Origin of the sequence: Streptomyces yokosukanensis, assembly GCF_001514035.1 — a bacterium.
GTDB classification, from domain to species: Bacteria; Actinomycetota; Actinomycetes; order Streptomycetales; family Streptomycetaceae; genus Streptomyces; species Streptomyces yokosukanensis.
In genome coordinates this window covers 24,786-49,202 of sequence record NZ_KQ948207.1, presented here as the reverse complement: position 1 = coordinate 49,202, position 24,417 = coordinate 24,786, and the positions used below count along the sequence as shown (strand labels likewise).

The 24,417-nt window shown below is 73.6% G+C and carries 21 protein-coding genes and 1 pseudogene; 11 read left to right on the top strand and 11 right to left on the bottom strand.

Annotated elements, in window-relative coordinates:
* The first annotated feature begins 65 nt into the window (after positions 1-65).
* Together AQI95_RS03580 and AQI95_RS03575 are read left to right on the top strand one after the other, a co-directional pair.
* Complete coding sequence (locus AQI95_RS03580) at positions 66-1,256, top strand: NAD(P)/FAD-dependent oxidoreductase (protein ID WP_067117205.1); 1,191 nt, start codon at positions 66-68, stop codon at positions 1,254-1,256.
* Positions 1,257-1,266: 10 nt separating this feature from the next.
* Positions 1,267-2,205, top strand: coding sequence for a sigma-70 family RNA polymerase sigma factor (locus AQI95_RS03575; protein ID WP_067117201.1), 939 nt, complete (start codon positions 1,267-1,269; stop codon positions 2,203-2,205).
* A gap of 15 nt (positions 2,206-2,220) precedes the next feature.
* Here AQI95_RS03575 and AQI95_RS44425 read toward each other — a convergent pair.
* The 3 genes and pseudogenes from AQI95_RS44425 to AQI95_RS03565 all read right to left on the bottom strand — a co-directional run.
* Positions 2,221-2,499 (bottom strand): annotated as a pseudogene (locus AQI95_RS44425) (hypothetical protein); the annotation flags it as partial.
* 65 nt (positions 2,500-2,564) lie between these two features.
* On the bottom strand, positions 2,565-3,512 hold the full coding sequence (locus AQI95_RS03570) for a lysylphosphatidylglycerol synthase transmembrane domain-containing protein (protein WP_067117199.1): 948 nt from the start codon (positions 3,510-3,512) through the stop codon (positions 2,565-2,567).
* Between the two features lie 59 nt (positions 3,513-3,571).
* On the bottom strand, positions 3,572-5,056 hold the full coding sequence (locus AQI95_RS03565) for a hypothetical protein (protein WP_079071086.1): 1,485 nt from the start codon (positions 5,054-5,056) through the stop codon (positions 3,572-3,574).
* A gap of 177 nt (positions 5,057-5,233) precedes the next feature.
* On the opposite strand from AQI95_RS03565, the gene AQI95_RS03560 reads away from it, so the two are divergent.
* Together AQI95_RS03560 and AQI95_RS03555 are read left to right on the top strand one after the other, a co-directional pair.
* A complete protein-coding gene (locus AQI95_RS03560) occupies positions 5,234-5,617 on the top strand; it encodes a BlaI/MecI/CopY family transcriptional regulator (RefSeq protein WP_079071030.1) in 384 nt (127 codons plus the stop codon).
* Positions 5,614-6,507 carry a M56 family metallopeptidase gene (locus AQI95_RS03555; protein WP_067117193.1) on the top strand — a complete coding sequence of 298 codons (894 nt, stop codon included), beginning with the start codon at positions 5,614-5,616 and terminating at the stop codon, positions 6,505-6,507. Before AQI95_RS03560 ends, AQI95_RS03555 begins: the two co-directional genes overlap by 4 nt.
* A 36-nt stretch (positions 6,508-6,543) precedes the next feature.
* Here AQI95_RS03555 and AQI95_RS03550 read toward each other — a convergent pair whose 3' ends face one another.
* The gene (locus AQI95_RS03550) at positions 6,544-8,907 is read right to left on the bottom strand and encodes a glycoside hydrolase family 65 protein (protein WP_067117190.1); all 2,364 of its coding nucleotides are present in this window, start codon (positions 8,905-8,907) and stop codon (positions 6,544-6,546) included.
* Entirely contained in the window at positions 8,904-9,644 is a 741-nt protein-coding gene (locus tag AQI95_RS03545; RefSeq protein WP_067117188.1) for an HAD family hydrolase, read from the bottom strand. Before AQI95_RS03545 ends, AQI95_RS03550 begins: the two co-directional genes overlap by 4 nt.
* Positions 9,645-9,772: 128 nt before the next feature.
* Between AQI95_RS03545 and AQI95_RS03540 the strand changes: the two genes are divergently transcribed.
* Positions 9,773-10,435, top strand: coding sequence for a nucleoside/nucleotide kinase family protein (locus AQI95_RS03540; protein ID WP_067117185.1), 663 nt, complete (start codon positions 9,773-9,775; stop codon positions 10,433-10,435).
* Positions 10,436-10,438: 3 nt separating this feature from the next.
* Here AQI95_RS03540 and AQI95_RS03535 read toward each other — a convergent pair whose 3' ends face one another.
* The gene (locus AQI95_RS03535) at positions 10,439-12,322 is read right to left on the bottom strand and encodes a hypothetical protein (RefSeq protein ID WP_067117182.1); all 1,884 of its coding nucleotides are present in this window, start codon (positions 12,320-12,322) and stop codon (positions 10,439-10,441) included.
* Positions 12,323-12,521: 199 nt separating this feature from the next.
* Between AQI95_RS03535 and AQI95_RS03530 the strand changes: the two genes are divergently transcribed.
* The 6 genes from AQI95_RS03530 (at position 12,522) to AQI95_RS03505 (ending at position 20,213) form a co-directional block, all read left to right on the top strand.
* Entirely contained in the window at positions 12,522-13,421 is a 900-nt protein-coding gene (locus AQI95_RS03530; protein ID WP_067117180.1) for a BadF/BadG/BcrA/BcrD ATPase family protein, read from the top strand.
* Between the two features lie 30 nt (positions 13,422-13,451).
* Complete coding sequence (locus AQI95_RS03525; protein WP_067117177.1) at positions 13,452-13,631, top strand: hypothetical protein; 180 nt, start codon at positions 13,452-13,454, stop codon at positions 13,629-13,631.
* Between the two features lie 92 nt (positions 13,632-13,723).
* A complete protein-coding gene (locus AQI95_RS03520; protein ID WP_067117174.1) occupies positions 13,724-15,478 on the top strand; it encodes an ArnT family glycosyltransferase in 1,755 nt (584 codons plus the stop codon).
* 78 nt (positions 15,479-15,556) lie between these two features.
* Positions 15,557-16,474, top strand: a complete 918-nt coding sequence (locus tag AQI95_RS03515; RefSeq protein WP_067117171.1) for a MurR/RpiR family transcriptional regulator — start codon at positions 15,557-15,559, stop codon at positions 16,472-16,474.
* 463 nt (positions 16,475-16,937) lie between these two features.
* Positions 16,938-17,318 carry a hypothetical protein gene (locus AQI95_RS03510; RefSeq protein WP_079071029.1) on the top strand — a complete coding sequence of 127 codons (381 nt, stop codon included), beginning with the start codon at positions 16,938-16,940 and terminating at the stop codon, positions 17,316-17,318.
* A 477-nt stretch (positions 17,319-17,795) separates the two neighbouring features.
* Positions 17,796-20,213 (top strand): polysaccharide lyase 8 family protein, encoded by a 2,418-nt coding sequence (locus AQI95_RS03505; protein ID WP_067117168.1) that lies wholly within the window; start codon positions 17,796-17,798, stop codon positions 20,211-20,213.
* On the opposite strand, the gene AQI95_RS03500 is transcribed toward AQI95_RS03505, so the two are convergent.
* Genes AQI95_RS03500 through AQI95_RS03485 form a run of 5 tightly spaced genes read right to left on the bottom strand, consistent with a single transcriptional unit; the run spans position 20,200 to position 24,255 of the window.
* Complete coding sequence (locus AQI95_RS03500) at positions 20,200-21,042, bottom strand: ATP-grasp domain-containing protein (RefSeq protein ID WP_067117165.1); 843 nt, start codon at positions 21,040-21,042, stop codon at positions 20,200-20,202. The genes AQI95_RS03505 and AQI95_RS03500 overlap by 14 nt on opposite strands.
* Positions 21,043-21,092: 50 nt before the next feature.
* Positions 21,093-21,260 carry a hypothetical protein gene (locus tag AQI95_RS46265; RefSeq protein WP_425264856.1) on the bottom strand — a complete coding sequence of 56 codons (168 nt, stop codon included), beginning with the start codon at positions 21,258-21,260 and terminating at the stop codon, positions 21,093-21,095.
* A 33-nt stretch (positions 21,261-21,293) separates the two neighbouring features.
* On the bottom strand, positions 21,294-22,337 hold the full coding sequence (locus tag AQI95_RS03495) for a hydroxyacid dehydrogenase (RefSeq protein WP_244188605.1): 1,044 nt from the start codon (positions 22,335-22,337) through the stop codon (positions 21,294-21,296).
* 2 nt (positions 22,338-22,339) lie between these two features.
* Positions 22,340-23,266, bottom strand: a complete 927-nt coding sequence (locus tag AQI95_RS03490; protein WP_079071028.1) for a carbohydrate ABC transporter permease — start codon at positions 23,264-23,266, stop codon at positions 22,340-22,342.
* Positions 23,263-24,255, bottom strand: coding sequence for a carbohydrate ABC transporter permease (locus AQI95_RS03485; protein ID WP_244188604.1), 993 nt, complete (start codon positions 24,253-24,255; stop codon positions 23,263-23,265). The genes AQI95_RS03490 and AQI95_RS03485 overlap by 4 nt, the downstream gene beginning before the upstream one ends.
* Positions 24,256-24,417: the final 162 nt, after the last annotated feature.

Genomic DNA, 24,417 nt, shown 5'->3' with positions numbered 1-24,417 from the left:
GTTCCTGTCAGCAATCGGGGCTCCGTCTCGTTCAGGGGGCACGCGAACGAGACAGGAGCAACGCCATGAAGCACCGCATCGTGGTACTCGGCGCCGGATACGCCGGGACCTTCGCCGCCGGAAACCTGGCCCGCCGGCTCTCTCCGGCCGACACCGAGATCACCGTCGTCAACGCCGTGCCCGACTTCGTCGAGCGGATGCGGCTCCACCAGCTCGCGATCGGCCAGGATCTCGCGTCCCGCAGGCTCGTCGACGTGTTCGCGGGCACCGGCGTACGGCTGCGCCTGGCGCGCGTCACCTGCGTCGACCCCGAGCGCAGGACCGTCGCCGCGACCGGCGAGGACGGCGACGGCGAGCTCGCGTACGACACCCTTCTCTACGCGCTCGGCAGCTCCGTGGCCCACCACGGCGTCCCCGGCGCGGCCGAGTACGCCTTCGATGTGACCGGCCGGTCCTCGGCGCTGCGTCTGCGCGAACGCCTGGCCGGCCTGGGCGAGGGCGGCACCGTGCTGGTCGTCGGTGAGGGGTTGACCGGCATCGAGACCGCCACCGAGTTCGCCGAGTCCCGGCCCGACCTCTCGGTCGCGCTCGCCGCCCGCGGCGAGCTGGGCGCCTGGCTCTCTCCGAAGGCCCGCCGTCACCTGCACCGGGCCTTCGACCGACTCGGCATCACCGTCCACGAGCACACCGGCATCGAAGCGGTCGAGCCGACACGGGCGATCGCCGCCGACGGTACGTCCGTCCCGGCCGACGTGACCGTGTGGTCGGCCGGGTTCGCCGTACACCCCATCGCGGCCGCCAGCGGCCTGGAGGTGGCCGAGACCGGCCAGATCGCCGTCGACCGCACCATGCGCTCGATCTCGCACCCGGACGTCTACGCCGCCGGTGACAGCGCCTACGCGATCGGCGAGAACGGCCGGCCGCTGCCGATGTCCTGCGCCTCGGCCGGCTACACCAACATGCAGGCGACCGCCGCGATCGTCGCGCGCCTGACGGGCGGCAAGGTCCCCACCACCGGGCTGAAGTACCACGGCAACCACATCAGCCTCGGGCGGCGGGACGCGATCTTCCAGATGGTGGACGGGGACGTCCGGTCGAAGTCCTGGTACCTGGGCGGCCGGACCGCCGCGCGGCTCAAGTCGGGCGTGCTCAAGGGGGCCGGGTGGGGCATCGACCACCCGACCTTCGGCATGCCCAAGCGCAAGCGCCGTCTGGCCACCGCGCCCGACCGGGGCGGTGTGAGGGCCGCCGCATAGGCTGCTCCGCATGGACAGCGCAGCCATCGATCGGTTCGAGGCCTGCCGGGGCCGGCTGGCCTCGCTCGCGTACCGTCTGCTCGGCTCGGCCGCCGACGCCGAGGACGCCGTGCAGGACACGTTCCTGCGCTGGCAGACTGCAGACCGGGAACGCATCGAGGTGCCGGAGGCCTGGCTGACCAAGGCCGTCACCAACCTCTGCCTCGACCGGCTCCGCTCGGCGCGGGCACGCCACGAGCGAGCTGCCGGAGCCTGGCTGCCCGAGCCGCTCCTCGATGGCGACCCGATGCTCGGCCCGGCCGAGACCTTCGAGCAGCGCGAATCGGTGTCCTTGGCCGTCCTGACCCTCATGGAGCGCCTCTCTCCGGTCGAGCGGGCCGCTTACGTCCTGCGCGAGGCCTTCTCCTGTCCCCACGCCGAGATCGCCAAGATCCTCGACATCACCGTGTCCGCGAGCCAGCAGCATGTCCACCGGGCCCGGATCCGGATCGCCGCCGAGCGCCGCGGCGGCGACGAGGTGGATCCCGTGTCCGCGCGCCGGATCGTCGAGGAGTTCCTCGCCGCCGCCACGTCGGGGCGCACCGAGCGGCTGGTGGCGCTGCTCACCGACGACGCGACCGCGGTCTCGGACGGCTACGGTCTGGCCAGGCGGCTGCTGCGGCACAACACGCGCGAGCGCGTCGCCTCCTACGTGCGGGCCGGTTTCAAGCCCACGCCGGCGAAGCGGCGGCTGGCAGGCGGCTCCCCCGCGTTCCACATCGCGCTGGTCAACGGCTCCCCAGCCGTCCTCGCGGTGACCGACGGCCGGGTCGTGGGCGCCGTGGCGTTCGAAATCGGCGACGGCAAGGTCGCGTCCCTGCTCGGCATCGCCACCGCGGACCGGCTCACGCGCCTCAACGAGGCCTGGCAGCAGTACGAACCCGACGCGCCGGTCATCGAGGCATGGTGACCAGAGCTGCGCATCCTCGGTCACGTCCTTGCGGGTGACGATGAGGTGGACGACCAGGGCGAGGATGACCGTGAGGAACAGTGCGCCGGTCACCACGGTGCCGAGGCCCAGTCCGCCGTCGCCGGTGGGCTGGGAGAGGTAGTCGCCGATGGAGGCGCCGAGCGGCCGGGTGAGGACGTACGCGATCCAGAAGCTGGTCACGGCGCTCACGCCGAGGGCGAACCGGGCGAGGGCGAGGGCGACGGCTGCGACGGCGACGGCGACGGCGAACAGCAGGGCGGGCACCCAGTAGCCCCATCTCCCGGCTCAGTCAGAAACTCGGGAGACCCGGGGAGGGGCGCACGGCGACGCCTGGTCCGTCACAGGGCCTTGCGCCGCACCAGCACGCCGAGCACGAGCAGCCCCGGGAGCAGCGGCAGCCACACGGTCAGCAGCCGGTAGCCGAGCACGGCGGAGGCGGCGGCCGCGCCGGGGGCGCCCGAGACGGTGAGGCCGAGGGCGAGCGCCGCGTCCAGGGAGCCGAGGCCGCCCGGGGTGGGCAGCAGGGCGGCGGCGCTGCTGCCCGCGAGGTACACCAGGGCGACCTGCAGCGGGGGCAGCGGCACGGCGACGGCCTGGGTGACGGAGATGAGGACCAGGCAGTGCAGCGCGGCGAAGGCGAGGGAGCCGCCCCACAGGGCCGCCGCCCGCGCGGGACAGCCGTGCAGGGCGCGGATGTCGGCCCGGACGGCGCAGAGGGCCCGGCGGCAGCGCGTCCACCAGGGGGTCATCGGCAGGATGCCGAGCAGCACGAGCACGCCCACGGCGACGGCGAGGGCCGTCGCGGTGAGGTGCGGCGGGCGCAGCAGACCCGGACAGGCCGGGGCCAGCAGTGCGATCAGCGCCAGGCGGACGACGGCCCCGGCAGTGGCCTTGACCGCGAGAGCGCTGGCCGAGCGGCCCGCGGGCAGTCCGCAGCGCATGAGGAAGCGCAGGTTCACCGCGCCGGCGCCGAGCCCTGCGGGCAGCAGATGGCCGACGGCGGAGGCGGCGAACTGGGCGGCGACGAGCCGGGGTCGGGGCAGTCGGCGCAGGACCGCGCCCTGCTGGGCGAGCGCCGACGCCGCCCAGGTGGCGAGGGCCGCGGTCGCGCCGACCAGCAGCCAGCCCTGGTCGGCGCCGGCCAGGCGTCCGGCGCCGCTCTCCAGGGCGGGCCAGTGCCGGCGGGCGAGGTAGAGCCCGCCGAGCAGGACGGCGAGCAGGACGCCGGCGTGCCAGTAGGCGCGGCGCCGGCCGAGGGAGACGGCGAGTGAAACCGGTGAGGTCATCTGCGGCTCCCTGGCAGGCGGTGGTGGCGGCTTCTTGCGCACGCGGTGGTCCGGTGCCGTCATGGGCCGCTCCCGGGCACGGAGTAGTACAGCCGCCCTCCGTCGAAGGGCGCGGTCGGCCAGGTGTGCGCGTATCCGGGGGGCCGGGCGCCCGCGGACACCAGTACGGCGACCGGGATCCGCCGGGCCGTCGCGGCGATGGCGTGCTCGGTGGTGTCGGCGTTGTGCCCGGCGGTCGCGGCCGACGCGCAGCCGGCGGCGAACGCGACGGGGATGGCGTCGCCCCCGGTGAGCAGGCAGGGCGGGCGCACGCCGAGCCGGTGCAGGGCACCGGCCGTGCGGGACCAGCCGCGGTGCTGGGCGGTGGCGTCGTCCACCACGTGCGTCAGGACGGTGAGTTGGACGGCGAGGTGGGCGGCGAGCGCGAGGCCGAGCAGTGTCGCGACGACCGGGCGCCCGCGCCCGTGCGCCGCGCCGGCCAGGTGCACCAGCGCGTCGGCGACCGGCAGCGCGAGGAGGGCGTAGGCGGGCAGCAGGAAGCGCGGGGCCGCGTAGTCGATCAGGAAGAGGTAGGGGAAGGCGGCGGTGGCCGCGCAGGCCGAGGGCAGCAGGGTGGGCGTCGTACGCCGGGCGCGGACGGCGACGACGCACCCGAGCAGGGCGAGCAGGGGCAGGACGAGCCACCAGAAGGTGACCACCGGGTGGGGCGGTGCACCGGTGCAGGGGCGGCACAGCGACCGGCCGCCGAGGCTGCGCCACTGGTCGGCGACGGCGAGGTGCCAGCCGAGGCCGCCCTGGATCGCCGAGCCCTCGGACAGCCGGTGCAGCAGGCCGCCGTAGCGGACGTAGGCCTCGATCACCCACTCGGCGGCGCCGGCCGCGAGCCCGGCGAGCAGCACCGCCAGGGCCCGCCGGTGGCGGCGGACCAGGCCGAGGACGACGAGCGGCGACGCCGCCCAGACGGCGTCCGTGGGCCGCATCCCCGCCATGAGCGCGGCGCTCGCCGCCAGGCCCCACCATGGCGCCCGCCCCGGGCCGTCGCAGGCCCGCAGGAAGCAGCCGACGGTGGCCGAGGCGCCCACCGCGACCCAGTAGTTGGGCATGGCCTGCGGGCCGTAGAACAGGGTCACCCACAGGGAGGCGAACAGGGCGCCGGCGAGGACGAGGACGCGGACCGGGAACAGGCCGCGCCAGGCGCGCAGGGCCAGGAACAGGGCGAGACCGGACAGGAGCGCGAGGTGGATCCGCAGCAGTGCGGTGGAGGACGACCAGGAGGCGACGGGCGCGACGAGCAGGGAGACGCCGCGCGCCCGGGGCGCGCTGAAGAAGGCGGCCGGGGCGTGGGCGCCGACCTGGCTGACGTACACCGTCTCGTCCCAGCCGAGGCCCATGCCGGGCCGGACGAGGAGCAGTTGGGCCAGGGTGAAGGCGACCGCCACCGCCGCGGGTGCGGCCGTGGCACCGGACCACCGGGGGTCCTCGGACCTTCGGTGGGAGCGCTCGCGCCGCAGCCCGGCGAGTGTGGCGTGCACGCTGCCGGTCATCATCACCCCTCTGCCCCGCGGCATGCGGAACCCCTGCCACCCTACAGCTCGTAGGGTGGCAGGCGAACGCGCCGTCCAACCACGGGAGAAACAGCGACAAAGTACCCCGATTCACGGCCCTGTGCCGGGGAGACGGGGCCATCCGGCCGATGGCACTACGCGCTGTAAGGTTGGGGCATGGCTGGCACAGGGTCCCGCGGCAGGGCGGAGCGGCGCAGCGCCGGTGCGCTGGAGAGCGAGGTGCTGGCCGCGCTCTGGGCCACCGAGCGGCCGCTGACCCCGGCGGAGATCCAGGCCGAGATCGACGGCGGACTCGCCTACAACACCGTGCACACCATCCTCAAACGCCTCTACGACAAGGGTCTGGTGCTCCGGGACGCCGACGGGCGGCGCGGTGCGTACCGGCCGGCGAAGAACGCGGCCGAGCTGACCGCCGAGGCGATGCACGAGGCCCTGGACCGGGGCCCGGACCCGATCGCCGCGCTCCAGCAGTTCGTGACCGGGCTCAGCCCCGAGGAGGAACGGGCGCTGCGCGAGCTGCTCGCCGGAGAAGGCGCATGAGGTTCGACGTGTACAGCCCGCTGGCGCTGTCCCTGCTGCTGTCGGCGCTCGGGCCGGTGATCGGCCGCCGGGTCGCTCCGGCGCTCGCCGTGCGCGTGCTGACCTCGGCGGCCGTGGTGACGGCCGCCGCCACCGCCTGGTCGCTCGTCCTACTGGCCGCCGCGCTGCTCGGGGACGCGCCGCCGGTGATCCGCGAGGCCCGTGAGGACGGGCGCACGGTCGCGGATCCGGTACCCGAGGCGATCGGACTCGCGGCCTGCCTGGCGTTGGTCGCGATCGCCGTGCGCGTGACCCGCGCCGTACGCGCCGAGCACCGCACCCGGCGGGCCCTGCGCCGGCTGTGCGCGGGACACCCGGCCGACACCGAGCTGATCGTCGCCGCCTCCCCGGTGCCGCAGGCGTTCGCCGTCCCGGGCCGGCCGGGCCGGATCCTGGTCACCTCGGCGATGCTGAGCGCGCTCGATCCGGCCGAGCGGCGGGTGCTGCTCGCGCACGAGCGCGCCCATCTCGCCCACCGGCACGGCCCGTTGGTCACGGCGGCGACGCTCGCGGCGGCAGCCGACCCGCTGCTCGGACCGGTGCGCAGAGCCGTCGGCTTCCTCGTGGAGCGGTGGGCCGACGAGCAGGCGGCGGCCGCGGTCGGCGACCGGCGGACCACGGCCCGGGCGCTGGCCCGGGCCGCGCTCACCGCGGGCGGCTCCCGCGGCGCCTGCGCCCTGCACTTCACCGACCGGGCCGTGACCCGGCGGATCGCGGCCCTGCAGACGAGCCCGCCGCCACCGCTGTGGCCGGCCGCGGCGGCCGTCCTCCTCCTCGGCACCCTGTCCGCGCTGCTCGCCGCCGACGCCACGAGCGACCTGCTGCGTCAGCTGTCGGGCGCGCTGTACTGAGCCGAGCCGTCGCCGCCCGCACGTGCGGCGGGGCGCTCAGCCTCCGTTCAGCGCCCGGTGCAGGGGCTGCTCGGGGGTGGGGCGGCGGAGGGTCGGCGGTACGGCTCGCACGGCCGGCTCGTCGGTGGACACCGTCAGCGGCTCGCCGTGATGGCGCAGAGTCAGTGGCGGGCCGTCCAGCAGCGCGTACATGGCCTTGTCCGCGCCGATGTCGACGCGCAGCCGCCGCCCGCGGAACTCGACGTTGAAGGCGAGGCGGCTCAGCCGCTCGGGCAGGCGTGGCGCGAACCGCAGGCGCTCGCCGTCGCGGCGCATCCCGCCGAAGCCCGCCACCAGCGCCATCCAGGTACCGGCGAGCGAGGCGATGTGCAGCCCGTCGCGTGTGTTGTGCTCCAGGTCCTGCAGATCCATCAGGGCCGCCTCGGTGGTGTAGGCGTGGGCGAGGTCCAGATGGCCCGTCTGGGCGGCGATGACGGCCTGGCAGCAGGCCGACAGCGAGGAGTCCCGGACGGTCAGCGGCTCGTAGTAGGCGAAGTTCCGGGCGACCTGGTCCGCGCCCCCCTGGTCGCGTCCCGCGTCGAAGTAGTCGCCGCAGGTGTACATGGCCAGCACCACGTCGGCCTGTTTGACGACCTGCTTGCGGTAGAGGTCGAAGTAGGGGAAGTGCAGAAGCAGCGGGTACTGGTCGGCGCGGGTGCCGGCGAAGTCCCAGCGCTGGTAGCGGGTGAAACCGGAGTGCTGCTCGTGGACGCCGAGTTCGTGGTTGTAGGGGATGTGCATGGCCTCGGCGGCGTCCCGCCAGGCGGCGCTCTCGTCCTCGTCCGCGCCGAGCCGTTCCGCCTCGCGCGGATGGCGTTCGACGGCGTCGGCGGCGGCGAGCAGGTTCTGCCGGGCCATGAGGTTGGTGTACGTGTTGTCGTCGGCGACCGCGCTGTACTCGTCGGGGCCGGTGACGCCGTCGATGTGGAAGACGCCGTGCGCGTCGTGGTGGCCCAGCGAGCGCCACAGCCGGGCCGTCTCGACCAGCAGCTCCACGCCGACCTCGCGCTCGAACACGGTGTCCGCGGTGGCCTCGACGTACCGGACCACGGCGTCGGCTATGCCGGCGTTCACATGGAAGGCGGCGGTGCCGGCCGGCCAGTACGCCGAGCCCTCCGGTCCGGCGATGGTCCGCCAGGGGAACGCGGCCCCGCCGAGCCCCAGCTGGGCCGCGCGCTCACGGGCCTCGTCCAGCGTGTTGTACCGCCAGCGCAGGGCCTCGGCGACGGCCGCGGGGGCGGTGTGGGTGAGCACGGGCAGGACGAACATCTCGGTGTCCCAGAAGGCGTGCCCGTCGTAGCCGGAGCCGGTCAGGCCCTTCGCGGGTATCGCGCGCTGCTCGGCGCGGCTGCCGGCCTGCAGCACGTGGAACAGGGCGAAGCGGACCGCCTGTTGGACCTCCTCGTCGCCCTCCACCTCGACGTCCGCGCGGGCCCAGAAGTCGTCCAGGCAGGTCCGCTGGTCCGCCAGCAGGCCCTGCCAGCCGTCGTGCGCGGCGGCGGCGAGCGCGGCGTCGACCTGGTCGGCCATCGCGGGCAGCGAGCGGGTGCCGGACCAGCCGTGCGCGACCAGCTTCTCCACGCGCAGCGTCTGTCCGGGCTCCAGCACGGAGGTGACCGTCAGGCGGGCCACGTCGGTGCCGCTCTCGCTGCGCGTGGTGGTGCGCTCGGGGCCGCTGACGACATGGTCGGCGGCCACCGCCACCCGCAGGCCGCTGCGCCGGGTGCGGTGCACCAGGCGCAGCCGGCTGTCGGAGGCGAAGTGGTCCTCCTGCTCCAGCGGGGACTGCAGCGCCATGGCCGCGCGCGGGTCGCCGTCGGCCTCGGGCAGGGTCTCGTTGGCGACCAGCTCGGACTGGATCACGACGCGGCTGCGGCTGCCGACGGCCTCCACCTCGTACGCCACCGCGGCCACCGCGCGCTGGGTCAGCGACACCAGCCGGGTCGAGCGCACACGGACCGTGGAGCCCGCCGGGGAGGTCCACTCGCAGGTCCGCTCCAGCACCCCGCGGCGCAGGTCCAGGATCCGCTCATGGGCGACGAGGCGGCCGTAGCGCAGGTCGAACGGCTCGTCGTCCACCAGCAGCCGCAGGACCTTGCCGTTGGTGACGTTGATGACCGTCTGGCCGGACTCCGGGTAGCCGTAGCCCGCTTCCGCGTACGGCAGCGGGTGCACCTCGTGCACGCCGTTGAGGTAGCTGCCGGGCAGGCCGTGCGGTTCGCCCTCGTCGAGGTTGCCGCGCCAGCCGACGTGCCCGTTGGACAGGGCGAACACCGACTCGCTCTGGGCGAGCACATCGAGATCCAGGGCGGTCTCGCGGACGGCCCACGGCTCCACGCTGTACGACCGGTCGGTGATCACCGCTTGCCTCCCAGCTCCGCCAGGTCCTTCACCACGACGGTCGCGCCGTGCGCGTAGAGCGCGTCGGTCTGGCCCACGCGGTCCACCCCGACGACGTACCCGAAGCCGCCCGCGCGGCCGGCCTCCATCCCTGCCAGCGCGTCCTCGAAGACGGCCGCGCGGGCCGGCTCGACGCCCAGGTCGTGGGCGGCGGCGAGGAAGGTGTCGGGGTGCGGCTTGCCGGGCAGGTGCCGTTCGGCGGCGACCACTCCGTCGATCCGTACGTCGAAGAAGTGCTCGGCGCCGACGGAGCGGAGCACGTCCTGGCAGTTGGCGCTGGAGGAGACGATCGCGGTGCGCAGCCCCTCGGCGCGGACCGCCTCCAGATAGCGCAGGGTGCCTTCGTAGGCCTCCACGCCGCCGGTGCGGATCCTCTCCAGCAGCAGGACGTTCTTGCGGTTGCCGAGGCCGTGCACAGTAGGGGCGTCCGGCGGGTCCTCGGGGGTGCCCTCGGGCAGGCGGATGCCGCGCGAGTCGAGGAAGGCGCGGACGCCGTCGGCGCGGGGGCGGCCGTCCACGTACTCGTCGTAGTCGGCCACCGCGTCGAACGGTCGCCCCTGTTCCCCCTCGTAGTCCCGCAGGAACGCGTCGAACGTCTCCTTCCAGGCCGCCGCGTGCACGACGGCCGTCTTGGTGACGACCCCGTCGAGGTCGAACAGACAGGCCTGGATTGCGTCGGGAAGACCGAGCTGAGTCATACCGGCACTCTTCCCCATCGACCGCGCTCCAGTGGGTGGCGCGCGCCACAGCGGCCGCACTTCTCGGCAAAGATTCCGGTTCCGGTCCCCTGTCCCGGCGCGAACCCGCCGGTGCCACACTGTCCCCTGTGCCGCTGACCTTCGACGACCTTCTCGATCGCGCCCGTGGCCTCGTACGGGACGGCCGGCGTGCCGTGCTCGGCATCGCGGGCGGCCCCGGCGCGGGCAAGACCACCCTCGCCGAGCATCTGGTGCGCGCCCTGAACGCCGGCGGGCCGCACCGGGCCGCGCACGTGCCCATGGACGGCTTCCATCTCGCCGATGCCGAACTGGAGCGGCTCGGCCGCCGGGACCGCAAGGGGGCACCGGACACCTTCGACCCGGCCGGGTACGCGGCGCTGCTGCGGCGGCTGCGCGAGGACCCCGACGAGGTGGTGTACGCCCCCGGCTTCGAGCGGGTGCTGGAGCAGCCGGTCGCGGGCGCGATCCCGGTGCCGCCGGCCGCGCGGATCGTGGTCACCGAGGGCAACTACCTTCTGCTGGCGGAGGGTTCGTGGGGGCGGGTGCGGCCGTGCCTGGACGAGGTGTGGTTCTGCGAGGCGGACGAGGACGAGCGGATCCGTCGGCTGATCGCCCGCCACGAGGAGTTCGGCAAGGACCACGAGACCGCCGTGGCCTGGGTCCTGGGCACGGACCAGGCCAACGCCGACCTGGTCGCGACGACCCGCGGGCGGGCGGACCTGCTGGTGCCGCCCGCCGCGCTGCCCGCCGTCGCGCTGCCTGAGGGATGAGGCTCAGCGGCGCACGGTGAGCGAGGGCTCTCCTCGGCTGTCTCCGGCCACGGGACCGACGACCGCCGTGAACGCCTCCGTGCGCACGAGCAGCCCGCCGGAACCGCCGGGTTCGACCGCTTCATCGGACTCATCGGGCGCGCCGGGCGCGCCGGGGCTCGCCTCGAAGACCGGCGCGAACGCTCCGCCGGGCCCGTACCGTACGGCGAACACATGCAGCCCGTCCGGGGCGCCCGGTGCCGGGGCGGCCTCCAGCGCGGTGGAGGAGACCAGGTGGCGCCAGCCCTCGTCGGGGTTGCCGTAGCCGCGCGGGTCGGCGGCGAGCGCGAACGCGGCCTCTTCCTGGGTGAGTGCGGCGCGGGCGTCGAAGTGGTCGGGGCCCCCGTCCGCGGGGTGGGTGAGGCGCAGCCCGCCCGCCGAGACGACCTCGCCCTCGGCACTGCGGCGCACCCGGTCGCCGTCGTCGGCGGCGTACGGCAGCCCGGACAGCAGGTACGGCGCCCCGCCGAGCCGCTCCACGGCGACCGTCACCCACAGGCTGGTGCCGTCGGTGACGTACAGCGAACGCACATGCCGCAGGACGTGGTCGCGGCCGACGACCGGCTTGGTCACCAGTTTCGCCGCGAGTCCGTCGGCGCGGGCGTCCGCGACGCGCACCTCGCCCATCGGGCGGCACAGCAGGAAGCCGTCGGTGACCGGGCCGAACCCGTGCTGGCGGCGCACGGCGGCGGGCAGGTAGTAGGTGCCGGCCGCCTCGATCAGGGCGGGGGTCATCCGGTGGTCGAAGGCCACCGAGACGGTGCCGGAGCGCAGTTGGTGGCGGACGGGCGCGGCCGAGGGGGTGCGGTGCCAGCGGGTGGTGTCCTGGATCTGCCAGACCAGCATGAAGGCGAAGTGCCCGTCGATCCGGCCGTCCCGCCGGTCGGCGTGCCGGCCCCAGCGGGTGTCGCCCCGGTAGCGGCCGAGGTCGGCGCCGATGCGGGCGCCGAAGCGGCGCAGGCCCAGGACGGATTCGAATCCGGAGTGCTGTTCGCTGTAGCGGGGGCCGCCGTAGTCGTAACCGCCGCTGGTCACACGGGCGTCGATGTAGCGGGCGAGGGTGTCGCCGTCCTCGGCGAACGTCTCCTCGCCGCTGACCCGGTGGGCCTGGGCGAGGAAGGACAGGGAGATCGGGCCGTAGTTGTTGTCGTAGGCGCCGCCGTGCTCGGGCGGCAGGAGGGCGCCGCGGTCGGGGACCCGGTGGGCGCGGATCTCGTCGGTGTACAGGGCGAGGGCGCGGGAGCGGACGGGTGCCGCGTCCTCCGGGGGCAGATGGCGGGCCAGCATCAGGCCGCCGACCACGCAGCCGATGGCCTGGTTGCCCGCCTGCTGCGGGTTGAAGAAGGTGGCCTCGGTCAGCCAGCGCCAGTAGCCGTGCGCCAACTGCCGTAGCCGCGCGTACTGTTCGTCCTCCAGGAGGCCGTCGGCCGCGTCGAGGACGTTCACGGCCTGGAGCAGCGCCCAGACCGTACTGGGCCAGTCGCCGATCGGGTGGGCGCCCGCTTCGAGGACGTAACGGGCGTAGGGCAGGCCGGAGCCGGGCTTGCGCAGGTTCGGGTAGCCGGGGTTGTCCGTGGTGTACATGCGCTCGCGCAGATGGAAGTCGAGGCTGCGGCGGACCGCCTCCGGCAGCCGGGGGTCCTTGCCGCGCTGCCAGGCGAGGGCCAGCAGGGAGGTGATGCCGAGGGAGGTGTCGCCGATGTCGTCGTGGGCGTCGGGGTGTTCCAGACTGCCCTCGGGGGTCAGACGGGCGAGGGCCTCTTCGCTCGCGTCGGCGAGGACGGAGTCGTACGCCTGCGGGGTGTCCGGCAGGTCGTGCAGCGGGCCGCGCTGGTAGGGCAGATGCACGGTGGGTCAGCCCTTCGTTCCGGTGGTCGCCAGGCCTTCGACCAGTCTCTGCGGCGGGTCGGCCCGTCCATCATGACGGCCGGGTCCGGCTCGCGCGGGCCGCAGCGCGGGAACCGCACCGTCAGAAGGGTGTTGATCCAGGTCAGGTTCTGGAAGATCGTGTACTGCGGGATCAGCGCGCCCCGACGAAGGAGGTCCCGTGCAGCACTCCGCGCCCGTCCTGGTCGGCATCGACGTGGGCGGCACCAAGACGCATCTGCGCGCCGTGGCCGACGGAGCCCCCGTCGCCGACCACGTCCGCGCGAGCGGCGGCTGGCGACCGCACGACCCCGCGGCCGCCGCCGGCTGGCTGGCCGCGCTGGCCGCCGACGCGCTGCCGGCCGGGGTACGCCCGGCGGCGCTGGCCGTGGGCGGGCACGCCTGCGAGACCCCGCGCCAGTGCGCGGAGATACGCACGGCCCTGCGCGGCCACGTCGACGCGCCCGCGCTGGTCGTGGGCGACGCCGAACTCCTCCTGCCCGCAGCCGGATTGGACCGGGGCATCGCTCTGGTCGCCGGTACCGGCTCGGTGGCGGTGGGCCGGCGTGCCGACGGCACGCCCGTGCAGGTCGGCGGCTGGGGCGCGGTTCTCGGGGACGAGGGCGGCGCGGCCGGGCTGGTCCGGGAGGCGGCTCGCGTCTGCTGGGCGGCCCATGACCGCGGCGAGCCTCCCGACGCGCTGGCGGCGGCCCTGCTCGACGCGTTCGGTGTTCCCGAAGTGCCCGCGCTGGGCGCGGCGTTGGAGAGCGCTGCGGACCCCTCGGCCGAGTGGGGCGGGCGGGCACCGGCCGTCTTCGCCGCCGCCGAGGCGGGCTCGGCACTCGCCCGCGCGGTGATCGCCGCCCAGGGCCGCTCCCTGGCCGCGCTGGTGGCGCTGCTGGCCCGGCGCGGAGCGGCGGCCGACGACGTGGTGGTCGCGGGCACCACGGTCCTCGCCCAGCCGCTGCTCTACGACGCGTTCACCGCCGCCCTCGCCGGGACGCTCCCGGCGACCCGGCCGCGACCGCTGCGCGTGCCACCGGTCGACGGGGCGGTGGCACTGGCGCGTTCGCTGCTGTGAGTCCGCGGCCGGATCTCCTGCGCGTCCCCGGTGGGACTGCCGCTGCGGCTGGACACCGGACGGCCCCCGGCCGAGGGCAGCGCCCTGCCGGTCGTCGACGTGCCCCGGCCGCACGGCCGGTTCACCCGGACCGAGGTGAACTCCGACCGGCTGCGGGCCGTACCCGTGTACACGGCAGAAGGTCTGCCGGTACGACTCGTGCAGCGGTGACGCCGCAAGCGGCGAGAGCGGTGCGACAGTAGGGCCATGATCGGGTCCTCGACCGTTCCCGCCGCCCCTCGGCCGGTGTCGCCGCAGGGCGGATGATGGCGCGCGAACAGCACCTGGTCCTCGGCCGGACGGCCCCCGCCGGAGCAGCGGCCCGCCCGTACGCCGCCGTGCGCCGGCATCGGCGCCGGCTGGTGCCGCTGCTCGTGGCGCTGCTGCTGGCACAGATGGCCGCGGCGATGGTGACGACGGCCGTTCGGCAGACACCCACCATCGACGAGCCGGTGTACGTCGCGACGGCCACCGACTATCTGCGCGAGCACCGGATCCGCTACAACCCCGAGCATCCTCCGCTCGGCAAACTGCTGATCGCGGCCGGGGTGGCGGTGGCCGGCCCGCACTACGACCCCTCGTCCCCCGGCACCCAGGGGGACGTGGGCCGCCATCTGCTGTACGAGTCGGGCAACGACCCGTGGCGGCTGATGCTGTGGGCACGGCTCCCGGTGATCGTGCTGACGTTGCTGTTCGGGCTGGTCGCCTTCGCGTTCGCCCGTGAGCTGACGGGCACGGCGGGCGGTCTGGCGGCGCTCGCGCTGTACGCGTTCTCGCCCGACCTCGTCGCCCACGGCTCGCTGGCCACGCTGGACGTGCCGACGGCCGGGTTCGTGCTGACGTCGGCCTGGCTGGTGTGGCGGGCGCGGCGGCGCCCCGTGCCGTATCTGCCCCTCGCCGGCGCCGCCCTCGGCGCGGCCGTCGCCACCAAGATGAGCGCACTGCCGGCGGTGCCGGTACTGATGGGACTGGCAGCGGTGTCCACCGTCGCCGCGGGGCGGGGGCGGGACCTGCCCGCCCTCATGAACGGGGCCGACAGCCGTCGGCGCGAGGTTCCGCTTCCGGTCACCGGTGCTGTCGGCGGTCGGCGGCGGACCGTGGCGGAAGGACTGGGCGGTGCGGCCGTCGTGGCGCTGGTGGCGGTCGCCGTCGTCTGGGCCGCGTACCTCGCCGTCGATCCGCGTCTGCGGTTCTCCCCCGCCGAACCGGTGCCGACCCTCCACGGGCTGCGCGGCCGGCTGGTGGACCTGTTGCCGGTGCCGGATGCCTACCGAGCGGGCATGCGGGTGCAGTTCGGGCTGGAGGACCAGCCGTGGCAGGGCTATCTGTTCGGGCATCTGTACACCGGTTCGCTCTGGTACTACCTGCCGGCGGCTTTGGCGGTGAAGACGCCGCTCGGGTTGCTCGCGCTGGGCGCGGCCGGTGCCGTCGCGGCCGTGGCGGTGCGGCGGCTGCGGCCCTCGGCGCCGTACCTGCTGCTGCCGCCCGGCGTGCTGCTCGCGGCGGCGATGACGGGGTCGCGGGACTTCGGGACGCGGTACGCGCTGTTCGTCCCGATGTTCCTCGCGGTGGCGGCGGCCTGTGCGCCGCGGCCCGGCCGGCGGTGGACGGTCGTCGCGACGGCCGCGCTGGTGCTGTGCACGGCGGTGAGTTCGCTGCGGACGTTCCCGTACTACCTGCCGTACTCCAACGAGGCCTTCGGCGGCCCGGCGCACACCCACCGGCTGCTGCACGACTCCAATGTGGACTGGGGGCAGGACCTCGGCCGGCTCGCCGTCCGGCTCCGCCGGCGGTATCCGGGCGAGCGGGTGTGGCTGGTGTACAAGGGCAGCGGCGTGCCGTCGTACTACGGCATCCACGCAGCCGATCCGCGCACGGTGCCGGTGCGGCGGGTGCACGGTCTGCTGGCGGTGTCGGACTCGGCGCTCGCCAAGGCGCGCGGACGGCTCGCCGAGCTGATCGACAGCAGCCGTCCGGCCGGTGACGTGGGCCATTCGATCAGCCTCTTCCGGCGTTGAAACCTCCTGCTCAACCCCCTGTTCATGACACTGGGTGAGCTATGTTGAATGCTTGTGGCAGACAAAGGAGGCGAGCCGGTGCCCTCGCCGCAGCAGGCACGCGCACAGGCATCAGCGATCACGTCCGGCAAGACCGTGCCCGCGACCGAGGCCGCGCCGACCTCGCAGCTCCGGGAACTCTTCGACGGCCCCCGTCTGTCGCCGGGGCAGCGGCGTGTCGCCCAGTATCTGATCGAGCACATCACCGAGGCCGCGTTCCTGTCCATCACCGAGCTGGCCGACCGTGTCGGGGTCAGCCAGCCGTCCGTCACCCGCTTCGCCGCCGCCGTCGGTTTCAGCGGCTATCCCGCGCTGCGCGAGAAGCTCCAGTCGATCGCGCTGAGCACGCTGGCCGGCGGGGCGGGCGAGGAGAACCGGGCCAACGAGCTGCAGGCGGCCGTCGACGCCGAGATCGCGAACCTGGAGAACCTGCGGCGCGACTTCGGCAACCCCGACCAGATCATCCGGATCGGCCGCGAGCTGTCCCGCTCCACCCCGCTGACCGTGCTGGGCCTGCGCATCTCGGTGTCGCTGGCCGAGTACTTCGGCTACGCCGCCCGCCGGATCCACCCCGACGTCCGGCTGGTCACCCGGGGCGGCAGCGTGGCCTACGACGTGCTGCTGCAGTGCCGCGAGGCCGGCGGCACCTGGGTGCTCGCCTTCGCCATGCCCCGGCACTCCCAGGAGACGCTGCAGGCGGTCCGGGTGGCGCGCGGCGCCGGTCTGAAGGTCGCGCTCGTGACCGATCTGGCGCTCGGACCGCTGGCCGACGAGGCCGACATCACCTTCGCCACCGGCACCGGATCCCGGCTGGTGTTCGACTCCTACGCCGCGCCGGGCATCATGGCGGCCGCCCTGCTGCAGGCCATGACCGACGCCGATCCGGAACGCACCCAGGCCCGGCTGGAGAAGTACGAGCAGCTCTCCGACCAGCACCAGTTCTTCCTGAAGGACTGACTCCGGCCGTGCCGGTCCGCGCACGCGCGGGCCGCGCCCGCACGGGCCGGGCACGGTGAAGATCTTGCGGTCTCCCATGCCATGGACGGGGATCATCCACGACAAATCACGCATGAATGTTTTCATACGCCTTGCAAAGCGGACGGCATATATAAATACTGCTCACGGATCGCCCCGGCTCACTCCGGGCACGTTCCGCACCAGCGGACTCACCGCTCGCACACCGCCCCGAGAAAGCCGACGGACCGCCCATGCGTACGCAAGCCTTCACGCACTGCCGGTTCCCGATGCCCGGGGCTCCCACACGGACACTCCCGGCCGCCGTCTCCTACCCACGTCGGCGCCTGGGGTGTACCGGGGCGCATCGTCTGCGCGACGCGCCCGGGGCGGCCCCGGCCATCCCCTAGGCCGGGGCCGCCCCGCACCCGTCGGACCACCCTCACGACGCCGCCCACCGGAAGCGATGATCATGCCTCTGACCAGCACGCGTATCAGCACCGACTGGCCCTGTCAGGTGAAGCCCCCGGGCTCGTTCGACTGGGAGCGCTCGGCGGCCAGGTGGCTGCGCGAGCTGATCCCCGCGCGCTACGCCAGCTATCCGGCCCTCATCCGCCACCCCGTGCTGCTCGCCCGGCACGCCCAGCTGCAGGTGCAGCAGGAGGTGCGGGTGGCCCGGACCGCGCTGCAGACGGCGCGGGCGGAGCTGCCGATGCTCGGGCTGCCGGAGTCGGTCATCGAGCACACGATCAAGCTGTACGCCGCCGAGGTCATGCAGCTGCAGCACATCGCCCGCAGCGTGCGCGCGGTCAGCGAGGCGCTGGCCGGCCGCGGCGCGGGCCGCTGACCGGCAGCTTCCGCACCGCCGCTGGACGCGGGCAGGCGTGCCGCCGGGAGTCGCGCGGCAGGCGCGAAGGCGGGCACGGACGCGCAGGCGCGTGCGCGCAGGGGGGCTGAACGGGTAAGGGCGCCGGAGCGGGCAACGAGGCCGGGGCGAGGGTCAGTCGTCGTCGCGGTGGCGCCAGTACCAGTACACGCCGACGACCAGCGCCAGCAGGAACACGGCGGGCACGATCAGGCCCGGAATGCGGGAGCCGGTCATCGGCCTGGCTTTCTGTGGTGCGGCGGAGCACGCGACCGTCGGCCGCGGGTTGCCCATGATGAGGCCTGAGCCCCGCTCGCATCCATGGCTTTCCCTGAGCCTTGCCCGACGTTCGACGGGGAGTGTCGCCCCTCCCCCAGCCAGAACTACCGAACGATCGAAACGCTCAACTCTGCCTAAACCATTGAGCGTTTAAGAAAGCGCGTGCTAGAAAGCGCCGTCATGACGACTCCTTGGTCACGCCGTGGCTTTCTGACCGTCTGTTCGGGAACCGCTGTCGCCCTGGGTCTCGGCACCCGGGCGTTGGCCGCGACGGACGAGTTCGCGACGCTCCGCGCGAGATGGCGCACCCTGACCCTCGGCGAGGGATTCGACCCGACCGCCGACCCCTTCAAGAGCAGGCTCGCCGACCTGGGCACGACAGCGAGCCAGTACCGGGCCACGATGGCCCCCGCCACCGGTTCCCTGTGGCCGGACCTGGTCTACGCCGACCCGGATCCGGACACCGACCAGGAGTCGTACGGCTACTCGGGCAACATGAACACCAGCTACACGCGGCTGAGCACACTCGCCCAGGCCTACTCCCAGCCGGGCACCGGCCTGACCGGCGACCCGGGCCTGCGGGCGGCGATCGTCGCAGGTCTCGATCATCTGCACGACGACGTCTACAACGCGGGCCAGACCCGCTACGGCAACTGGTACAACTGGCAGATCGGCGCCCCGCAGGCGCTGCTGGACACCTGCGTGCTGCTGTACGACGCCCTGTCGGCCGCGCAGCTCGCCGACTACCTCGCCGCCGTCGACCACTTCGTGCCCGACTCGGCGGTGGCGAGCTACAGCGGGACCAGCACCGGCGCGAACCGGGTCGATCTGTGCCGGGTGCTGGCGCTGCGCGGCGTGCTCGGGGCGAGCGCGGCCAAGGTGGCGCTCGCCCGCGACGCCCTCTCCGCCGTGTACCCGTACGTCACCTCGGGCGACGGGCTGTACGCCGACGGCTCGTTCGTCCAGCACACCACGGTGCCGTACACCGGCTCCTACGGTTCGGTCATGCTCGGTGGGCTGGGGCTGCTGTTCGCGCTGCTGGCGGGCTCCACCTGGGCGGTGACGGACCCGAACCGGCAGATCGTGTTCGACTCGGTGGAGCACGCCTGGGCGCCGTTCCTCTACAACGGCCTGGTCATGGACGGCGTCGCGGGCCGGGCGATCAGCCGGGGGCTCACCGCGGCGGACCCGAAGCAGATCCAGCAGGACGACCATCTGCGCGGCCATCCGATCCTCGCCTCGATCGTGCTGCTCGGGCAGGGTGCGAGCACGGCCGAGAGCACCCGCTGGCGTGCTCTGGTGAAGGGCTGGATGCAGCGCGACTACTACAGTGCGCCGCTCGCCGACCCGGTGCTGAGCCTGCCCCATCTGGCCCGGCTCAAGGCAGTTCAGGACGACGGGTCGGTGACGGCGGTCGCCGAGCCGACCGGGCACCGGCTGTTCCCGTCCATGGAGCGGGCCACGCACCGCAGGCCCGGCTGGGCGGCCTCGCTGAGCATGGCCGACAAGCGGATCACGTACTACGAGACCGGCAACGGCGAGAACCTGCGCGGCTGGCACACCGGTTCCGGGATGCTGTACTGGTGGGGCGACACCTTCGCCAACGGCCAGTACAGCGACGCCTTCTGGCCCACGGTCGACCCCTACCGGCTGCCCGGTACGACCGCCTCGCGCAAGGCGCTCGCGGACGCGGCCGGCGGCGACTGGGGCGCCTCGAAACCGGACGTGAACTGGGTGGGCGGTGCGACCGACGGTCAGCGGGCCGCGGTCGGGCAGTATCTGAAGGGCCTGCAGTCCACGCTCGTGGCGAAGAAGTCGTGGTTCTTCCTGGACGACACGGTCGTCTGCCTCGGCGCGGGCATCGGCTGCACCGACGGCACGGCCGTGGAGACGACGGTCGAGAACCGCAACCTCGGCCCCACCGGCGGCGCCCCCTTCACCGTCGACGGCACCGTCGAGCCCGCCTCCTACCCCTGGTCGGCGACGCTCACCGGGGCGAAGTGGGCGCACATCGGCGGGCACGGCGGCTATGTCTTCCCCGGCGGGGCGGCGGTGCGCGCGCTGCGCGAGGCCCGTGAAGGCAGCTGGAGCACCATCAACAAGGGCGGCTCGACCACCGTGCTCAACCGCAAGTACCTGACGATGTACGTCGATCACGGCACCGACCCGGTGAACGCCTCGTACGCCTACCTCCTGCTGCCCGGGGCCACCGCGGCCGGTACGCGGGCGCGGGCCGCGGACCCGAACTGGCTGACCGTGCTCGCCAACACCGACAGTCAGCAGGGCGTCCTCGTGCGCTCGCTCGGCTTCACCGGGGTGAACTTCTGGTTCGGCGGTACGGTCGGAACGCTCACCGCGAGCGATCCGTGCTGCGTGATGATCAGCGAGAGCGACGACGGCACCGCCGTGATCGCCGTGAGCGATCCGATGCGGATGCGCACGAGCCTCACGCTGACCTGGCGGCGGGCGGTCACCGCGGTGACGTCCGCGCCGGGCACGCTCGCCTCGGCGGCCACCGGAGCCGCCCTGACGCTGTCCTTCGGCGATCTCACGGGCATGGCGGGCGCCTCCCAGCGGGTCACGGTCAGGCTGGGTTGAGCGCTCCGTGCACGAACCGGCTCAGGGACGCCGTGAACGCGGTCACGAAGGCGTCCCTGGCCTCCTCCGGCAGGGCCGCCAGGGACAGATAGGGGTTCAGGTCCTCCAGTTCGACGAGCAGGAGGTCGCCGTCGCGGGTGCGGCAGGCGTCGACGCGCTGGATGCCGTGGCCGAGATCGTTCCAGTCGATGAACCGCCGCGCGAACTCCAGGTCGGCGGCGGTGGCCGCATAGGGCCGCAGCTCCCAGCGGCGCTCGGGGTCGGGGGCGTACAGCGCGTACTGGTAGTCGTCGTCGACGAAGTAGAAGGACACCTCGTGCACGAAGTCGACACAGGGCTGGATCAGGACCTCGCCGACCGCGAGCGCGGCGACCCGCTCGGCCGGGGCGATCCGCAGGCCGAGGGAGTCCGCGCCGAGCATCGGCTTGACCACGTACCGCTCGGCGGCGGGCAGCAGGCGCAGGTCCTCGGCGCGGCCGACCGTCGGGATGACGGGGAAGCCCGCGGCGCTCAGGTCGAGCAGATACCCCTTGCCCGCCATGTCGGCCTTGCCGGTGAGCGGGTTGTACACGCGCGCGCCGGTGGCGAGCGCGTGCGCGCGGAAGGCGTCGTACGCCTGCTGATGGCCGAGGACGGGCCCGCTGTTGCGCACGACCACCCCGTCGAAGCCGTCCATCAGCGCGGCGGCGTCCATCGGATGGCACAGGGCGAGGTCGAAGCGGGCGCGGAGCCGGGAGGTGAGGAAGATGTCCTCGTCGCAGTAGCGGCGCCCGCGGGCCTCGTACGCCAGGTCGGTGACGTAGAGCAGGCGGGGGCGGGCGGCGGGCATGCGGGATCTCCTCGGGCGCTTCGGCCGTGTCGGCGGCGGGTGAGGAAAGGTTACGCCGGGGCGTGACCGTCGCCTCCGCGAGGTGTGCCGTCGTCCGCCTCGACCGGGGCGAGGAAGCCGCCGGCCGTGAGCGCGTCGGGGTGCGGGGTGGACAGACGGCCCAGGGGGTCGAGGCGTACGCCGCCGATGCCGACGACGAGGACGCGGCGGGCCGGCATGGACGTCCCTTCGGGAGGCGCGGGTCGTGGCTCTCAGGCGGAGCGGGTGAGTTCCTCGGGGCCGACGGGGTGGGCGAAGGGCAGACCGCGGGCGTAGCGGTCGAGTTCGTCGACGGCCCAGTCGGTCATGCGGCCCAGTTCGTTGCCGAGCGAGCCGGCGATGTGCGGTGTGAGCAGGACGTTCGGCAGCGTGTAGAGGGGTGACTCGGCGGGGGGCACGTCCGGATCGGTGACGTCGAGGACGGCGTGCAGACGGCCGGTGAGCAGGTGCTCGGTGAGGGCGGCGGTGTCGACCAGGGAGCCCCGGGCGGTGTTGACCAAGGTCGCGCCGTCCTTCAGGAGGGCGAGGCGACGCGCGTCGAACATGTGCCGGGTCTCGGGGAGTTGGGGGGCGTGGATGGTCACCACGTCGCTGCGCGCGGCGAGTTCGTCCAGGTCCGTCGGCTCCGCGCCCAGCGCCCTGGCCTCGACGGGGTCGACGTAGGGGTCGTACAGCAGGACGTGCAGGTCGAACGGGCGGAGCAGCTCGATCACCCGGCGCCCGACCCGGGAGGCACCGACGACGCCGATGGTGCGCCGGTAGTTGCCGTGCCCGCTGTAGTACGGCAGGAGGCCGGGCGCGGTGCGGGCGCGGGCGTAGTCGCGGGCGATGTCGAGGACCCGTTTGCCCGCGAACAGAACGGCGGCCAGGGTGAATTCGGCGACCGGGACGGCGTTGGCGGCGGCCGCGGAGGACACCGCGATGCCGCGGTCCCAGACGGCTTCGGTGACATGGTGCTTGACGGAACCGGCCGCGTGCACGACGGCCCGCAGCCGGGGCATGCGGTGCAGCGCCTCCTCGGTGAGCGGCGGTGCGCCCCAGTGGGTGAAGAGCACTTCGGCGTGGGCGAGCCGGAGGGCCGCGGCCGGGTCGGCGTCGGTGATCGTCGTGATCGTGGTGGTCGTGTCGACGCGGGCGACCTCGCGGAGGCGGTCGAGGAGGTCGTCGGCGAGCAGGGCCCGGTGGATGTCCGTTCCCATGGCGAGGGCGGTGCGCGGGCGGGGCGAGGTACGGGCGGGGGCGGAAGTCACGGTCACCTTCACTTCACCGCGCCGGCGGTCAGGCCGGAGCGCCAGAAGCGCTGCAGGCAGACGAAGACGGCGATCAACGGGAGGACGGCCACGAGCGAGCCGGTGATCACGAGCGCGTAGTACTCGGGCTGTTGCTGGGTGACGCTGTTCCACATGAACAGGCCCAGATTGACCGGGTAGAGACGGTCGTCGTTGAGCATGACGAGCGCGCCGAAGAAATTGTTCCAGCTGGCCGTGAAGGAGAACAGGAAGATCGTCATGAAGCCGGGGGCCAGCATGGGCAGGCCGATGCGGGCGAAGGTGCGCAGTTCGCCGGCGCCGTCGACGCGGGCGGCCTCCAGCACCTCGTCGGGCACATAGCCCTCGGAGAAGACCCGGGCCAGATACACGCCGAAGGGGTTGACGAGGGCGGGCAGCAGCAGCGCCCAGTAGGTGTCGACCACGCCGGCCTTGGTGGCGAGCAGGTACATGGGCAGCTGGATGACGGTGCTGGGAACCAGGACACCGCCGAGGACGAGGGCGAACAGCTTCTCCTTGCCCTTGAAGTCGTACTTGTCGAAGGCGTACCCGGTGGCGACGCAGATGAGGCTGGAGGCGGCGGAGCCGACGACGGAGTACAGGACGCTGTTGCCGAGCCAGCGCAGATAGATGCCGTCGTCGAAGGCGAACAGGTGCCGCAGATTGGCGACGAGGTCGACGTCGCCGAACGCGAAGCCGGAGGTGGCGAAGAGGTCGCGGTGGTTCTTGGTGGCGGCGATGAGCAGCCAGCTGACGGGCAGCAGGGTGTAGCAGGCGGCGAGTGCGAGCAGCCCGTTGACGACGGTCTTCGACAGCAGGGCGTGCGCGGGGGCGCGCCGCCGGGCGCCGGTCCTGGCGGGGCTGCCCGGGGAGGGCCGGCGGGCGGGGGCGGCGGTGCCGCGGGCGAGGAGGGTCATACCGCCGCCTTCCAGCGGTTTCCGAGCCGGGTGACGACGAACGACAGGGCGATGCCGAGGGCGGCGAGCATCAGGGACGCGGCGGCCGCGAGGCCGTAGTCGTGCTGCACGAATCCCGCCTTCCAGATGAACAGGGTCGGCGACCACTCGGTGTCGATCGAGGGTGCACCGCGCTGATTGAGCACCTTCGGTTCGGTGAAGATCTGGATCGCGCCGACACAGGTGAACAGGACGGTCATGACAATCGCGGAGGCGATCATCGGGATCTTGATGCGCAGGGCGGTGCGGAGTGCGCCGGCGCCGTCCACGACGGCCGCTTCGATCACTTCACGCGGTACGGCCTGCAGTGCGGCGTAGAAGATGACCATGTTGTAGCCGGTCCACTGCCAGGCGGACAGGTTGATCATCGACAGCAGCACATGGTCGTTGGCGTAGAAGTCCCAACTGCCGCCGGCCGCCTGGATCCAGTCGAGCACAGGGCTGAGTCCCGGGGTGTAGAGGTAGATCCAGATGATCGAGGCGATCAGTCCGGGGATCGCATGGGGCAGGAAGAGCGCCAGCTGGAAGAACCGTCTCGCGCGGGCGAGGGCGGAGTCGACGAGCAGGGCGAGGGCGAGCGAACCGCCGATCATCACCGGGATGTACAGGAGGCAGTAGAGCGCGATGTGCGCGAAGGAGGCGCGGAATCCGGCGTCGGAGAGCGCGGTGGTGTAGTTGCCGAGTCCGGCGAACACCCTCCGGGTGCCGCCGAAGCCGAGCCCCGACGAGCGCTCCCGGAACAGGCTCATCCACAGCGCGTAGCCGATCGGTGCGACCATGACGGCGCCGAACAGGACGAAGAACGGGGTGATGAGCAGGGCCGCGGCTCTGCGCCGGCCGCGCCCGGGCCGCACGCCGCCGGTCGGCTCGCCGGCGGCGGACCGTCCCGGCCCGGCCGGGGCGGCGTGTCCGGCCGGCGGTCCGGCGGTTCGTGCCGAGGGTGTTGCCACGGCGGCTCCTTCGAGGTCGAGGGAAGGGGGGCGGGAGGAAGGGGTGGAGGACAGGCTGCGGGTGCGAGCTGCGGTGGGACGGGCTGCGGTGGGCGCGGGGCGGCACCCTGAGGCCCGACGGCACGGCAACTCCCTTGGGGGCGCGGGGCTGTTACGAGGTGC

Bases quoted from the DNA above. Each gene is read 5' to 3' on its own strand.
- AQI95_RS03580 (WP_067117205.1), top strand. From the start codon at position 66: ATGAAGCACCGCATCGTGGTACTCGGCGCCGGATACGCCGGGACCTTC.
- AQI95_RS03575 (WP_067117201.1), top strand. From the start codon at position 1,267: ATGGACAGCGCAGCCATCGATCGGTTCGAGGCCTGCCGGGGCCGGCTG.
- AQI95_RS03570 (WP_067117199.1), bottom strand. From the start codon at position 3,512: ATGACCTCACCGGTTTCACTCGCCGTCTCCCTCGGCCGGCGCCGCGCC.
- AQI95_RS03565 (WP_079071086.1), bottom strand. From the start codon at position 5,056: ATGACCGGCAGCGTGCACGCCACACTCGCCGGGCTGCGGCGCGAGCGC.
- AQI95_RS03560 (WP_079071030.1), top strand. From the start codon at position 5,234: ATGGCTGGCACAGGGTCCCGCGGCAGGGCGGAGCGGCGCAGCGCCGGT.
- AQI95_RS03555 (WP_067117193.1), top strand. From the start codon at position 5,614: ATGAGGTTCGACGTGTACAGCCCGCTGGCGCTGTCCCTGCTGCTGTCG.
- AQI95_RS03545 (WP_067117188.1), bottom strand. From the start codon at position 9,644: ATGACTCAGCTCGGTCTTCCCGACGCAATCCAGGCCTGTCTGTTCGAC.
- AQI95_RS03520 (WP_067117174.1), top strand. From the start codon at position 13,724: ATGATGGCGCGCGAACAGCACCTGGTCCTCGGCCGGACGGCCCCCGCC.
- AQI95_RS03510 (WP_079071029.1), top strand. From the start codon at position 16,938: ATGATCATGCCTCTGACCAGCACGCGTATCAGCACCGACTGGCCCTGT.
- AQI95_RS03505 (WP_067117168.1), top strand. From the start codon at position 17,796: ATGACGACTCCTTGGTCACGCCGTGGCTTTCTGACCGTCTGTTCGGGA.
- AQI95_RS03500 (WP_067117165.1), bottom strand. From the start codon at position 21,042: ATGCCCGCCGCCCGCCCCCGCCTGCTCTACGTCACCGACCTGGCGTAC.
- AQI95_RS46265 (WP_425264856.1), bottom strand. From the start codon at position 21,260: ATGCCGGCCCGCCGCGTCCTCGTCGTCGGCATCGGCGGCGTACGCCTC.
- AQI95_RS03490 (WP_079071028.1), bottom strand. From the start codon at position 23,266: ATGACCCTCCTCGCCCGCGGCACCGCCGCCCCCGCCCGCCGGCCCTCC.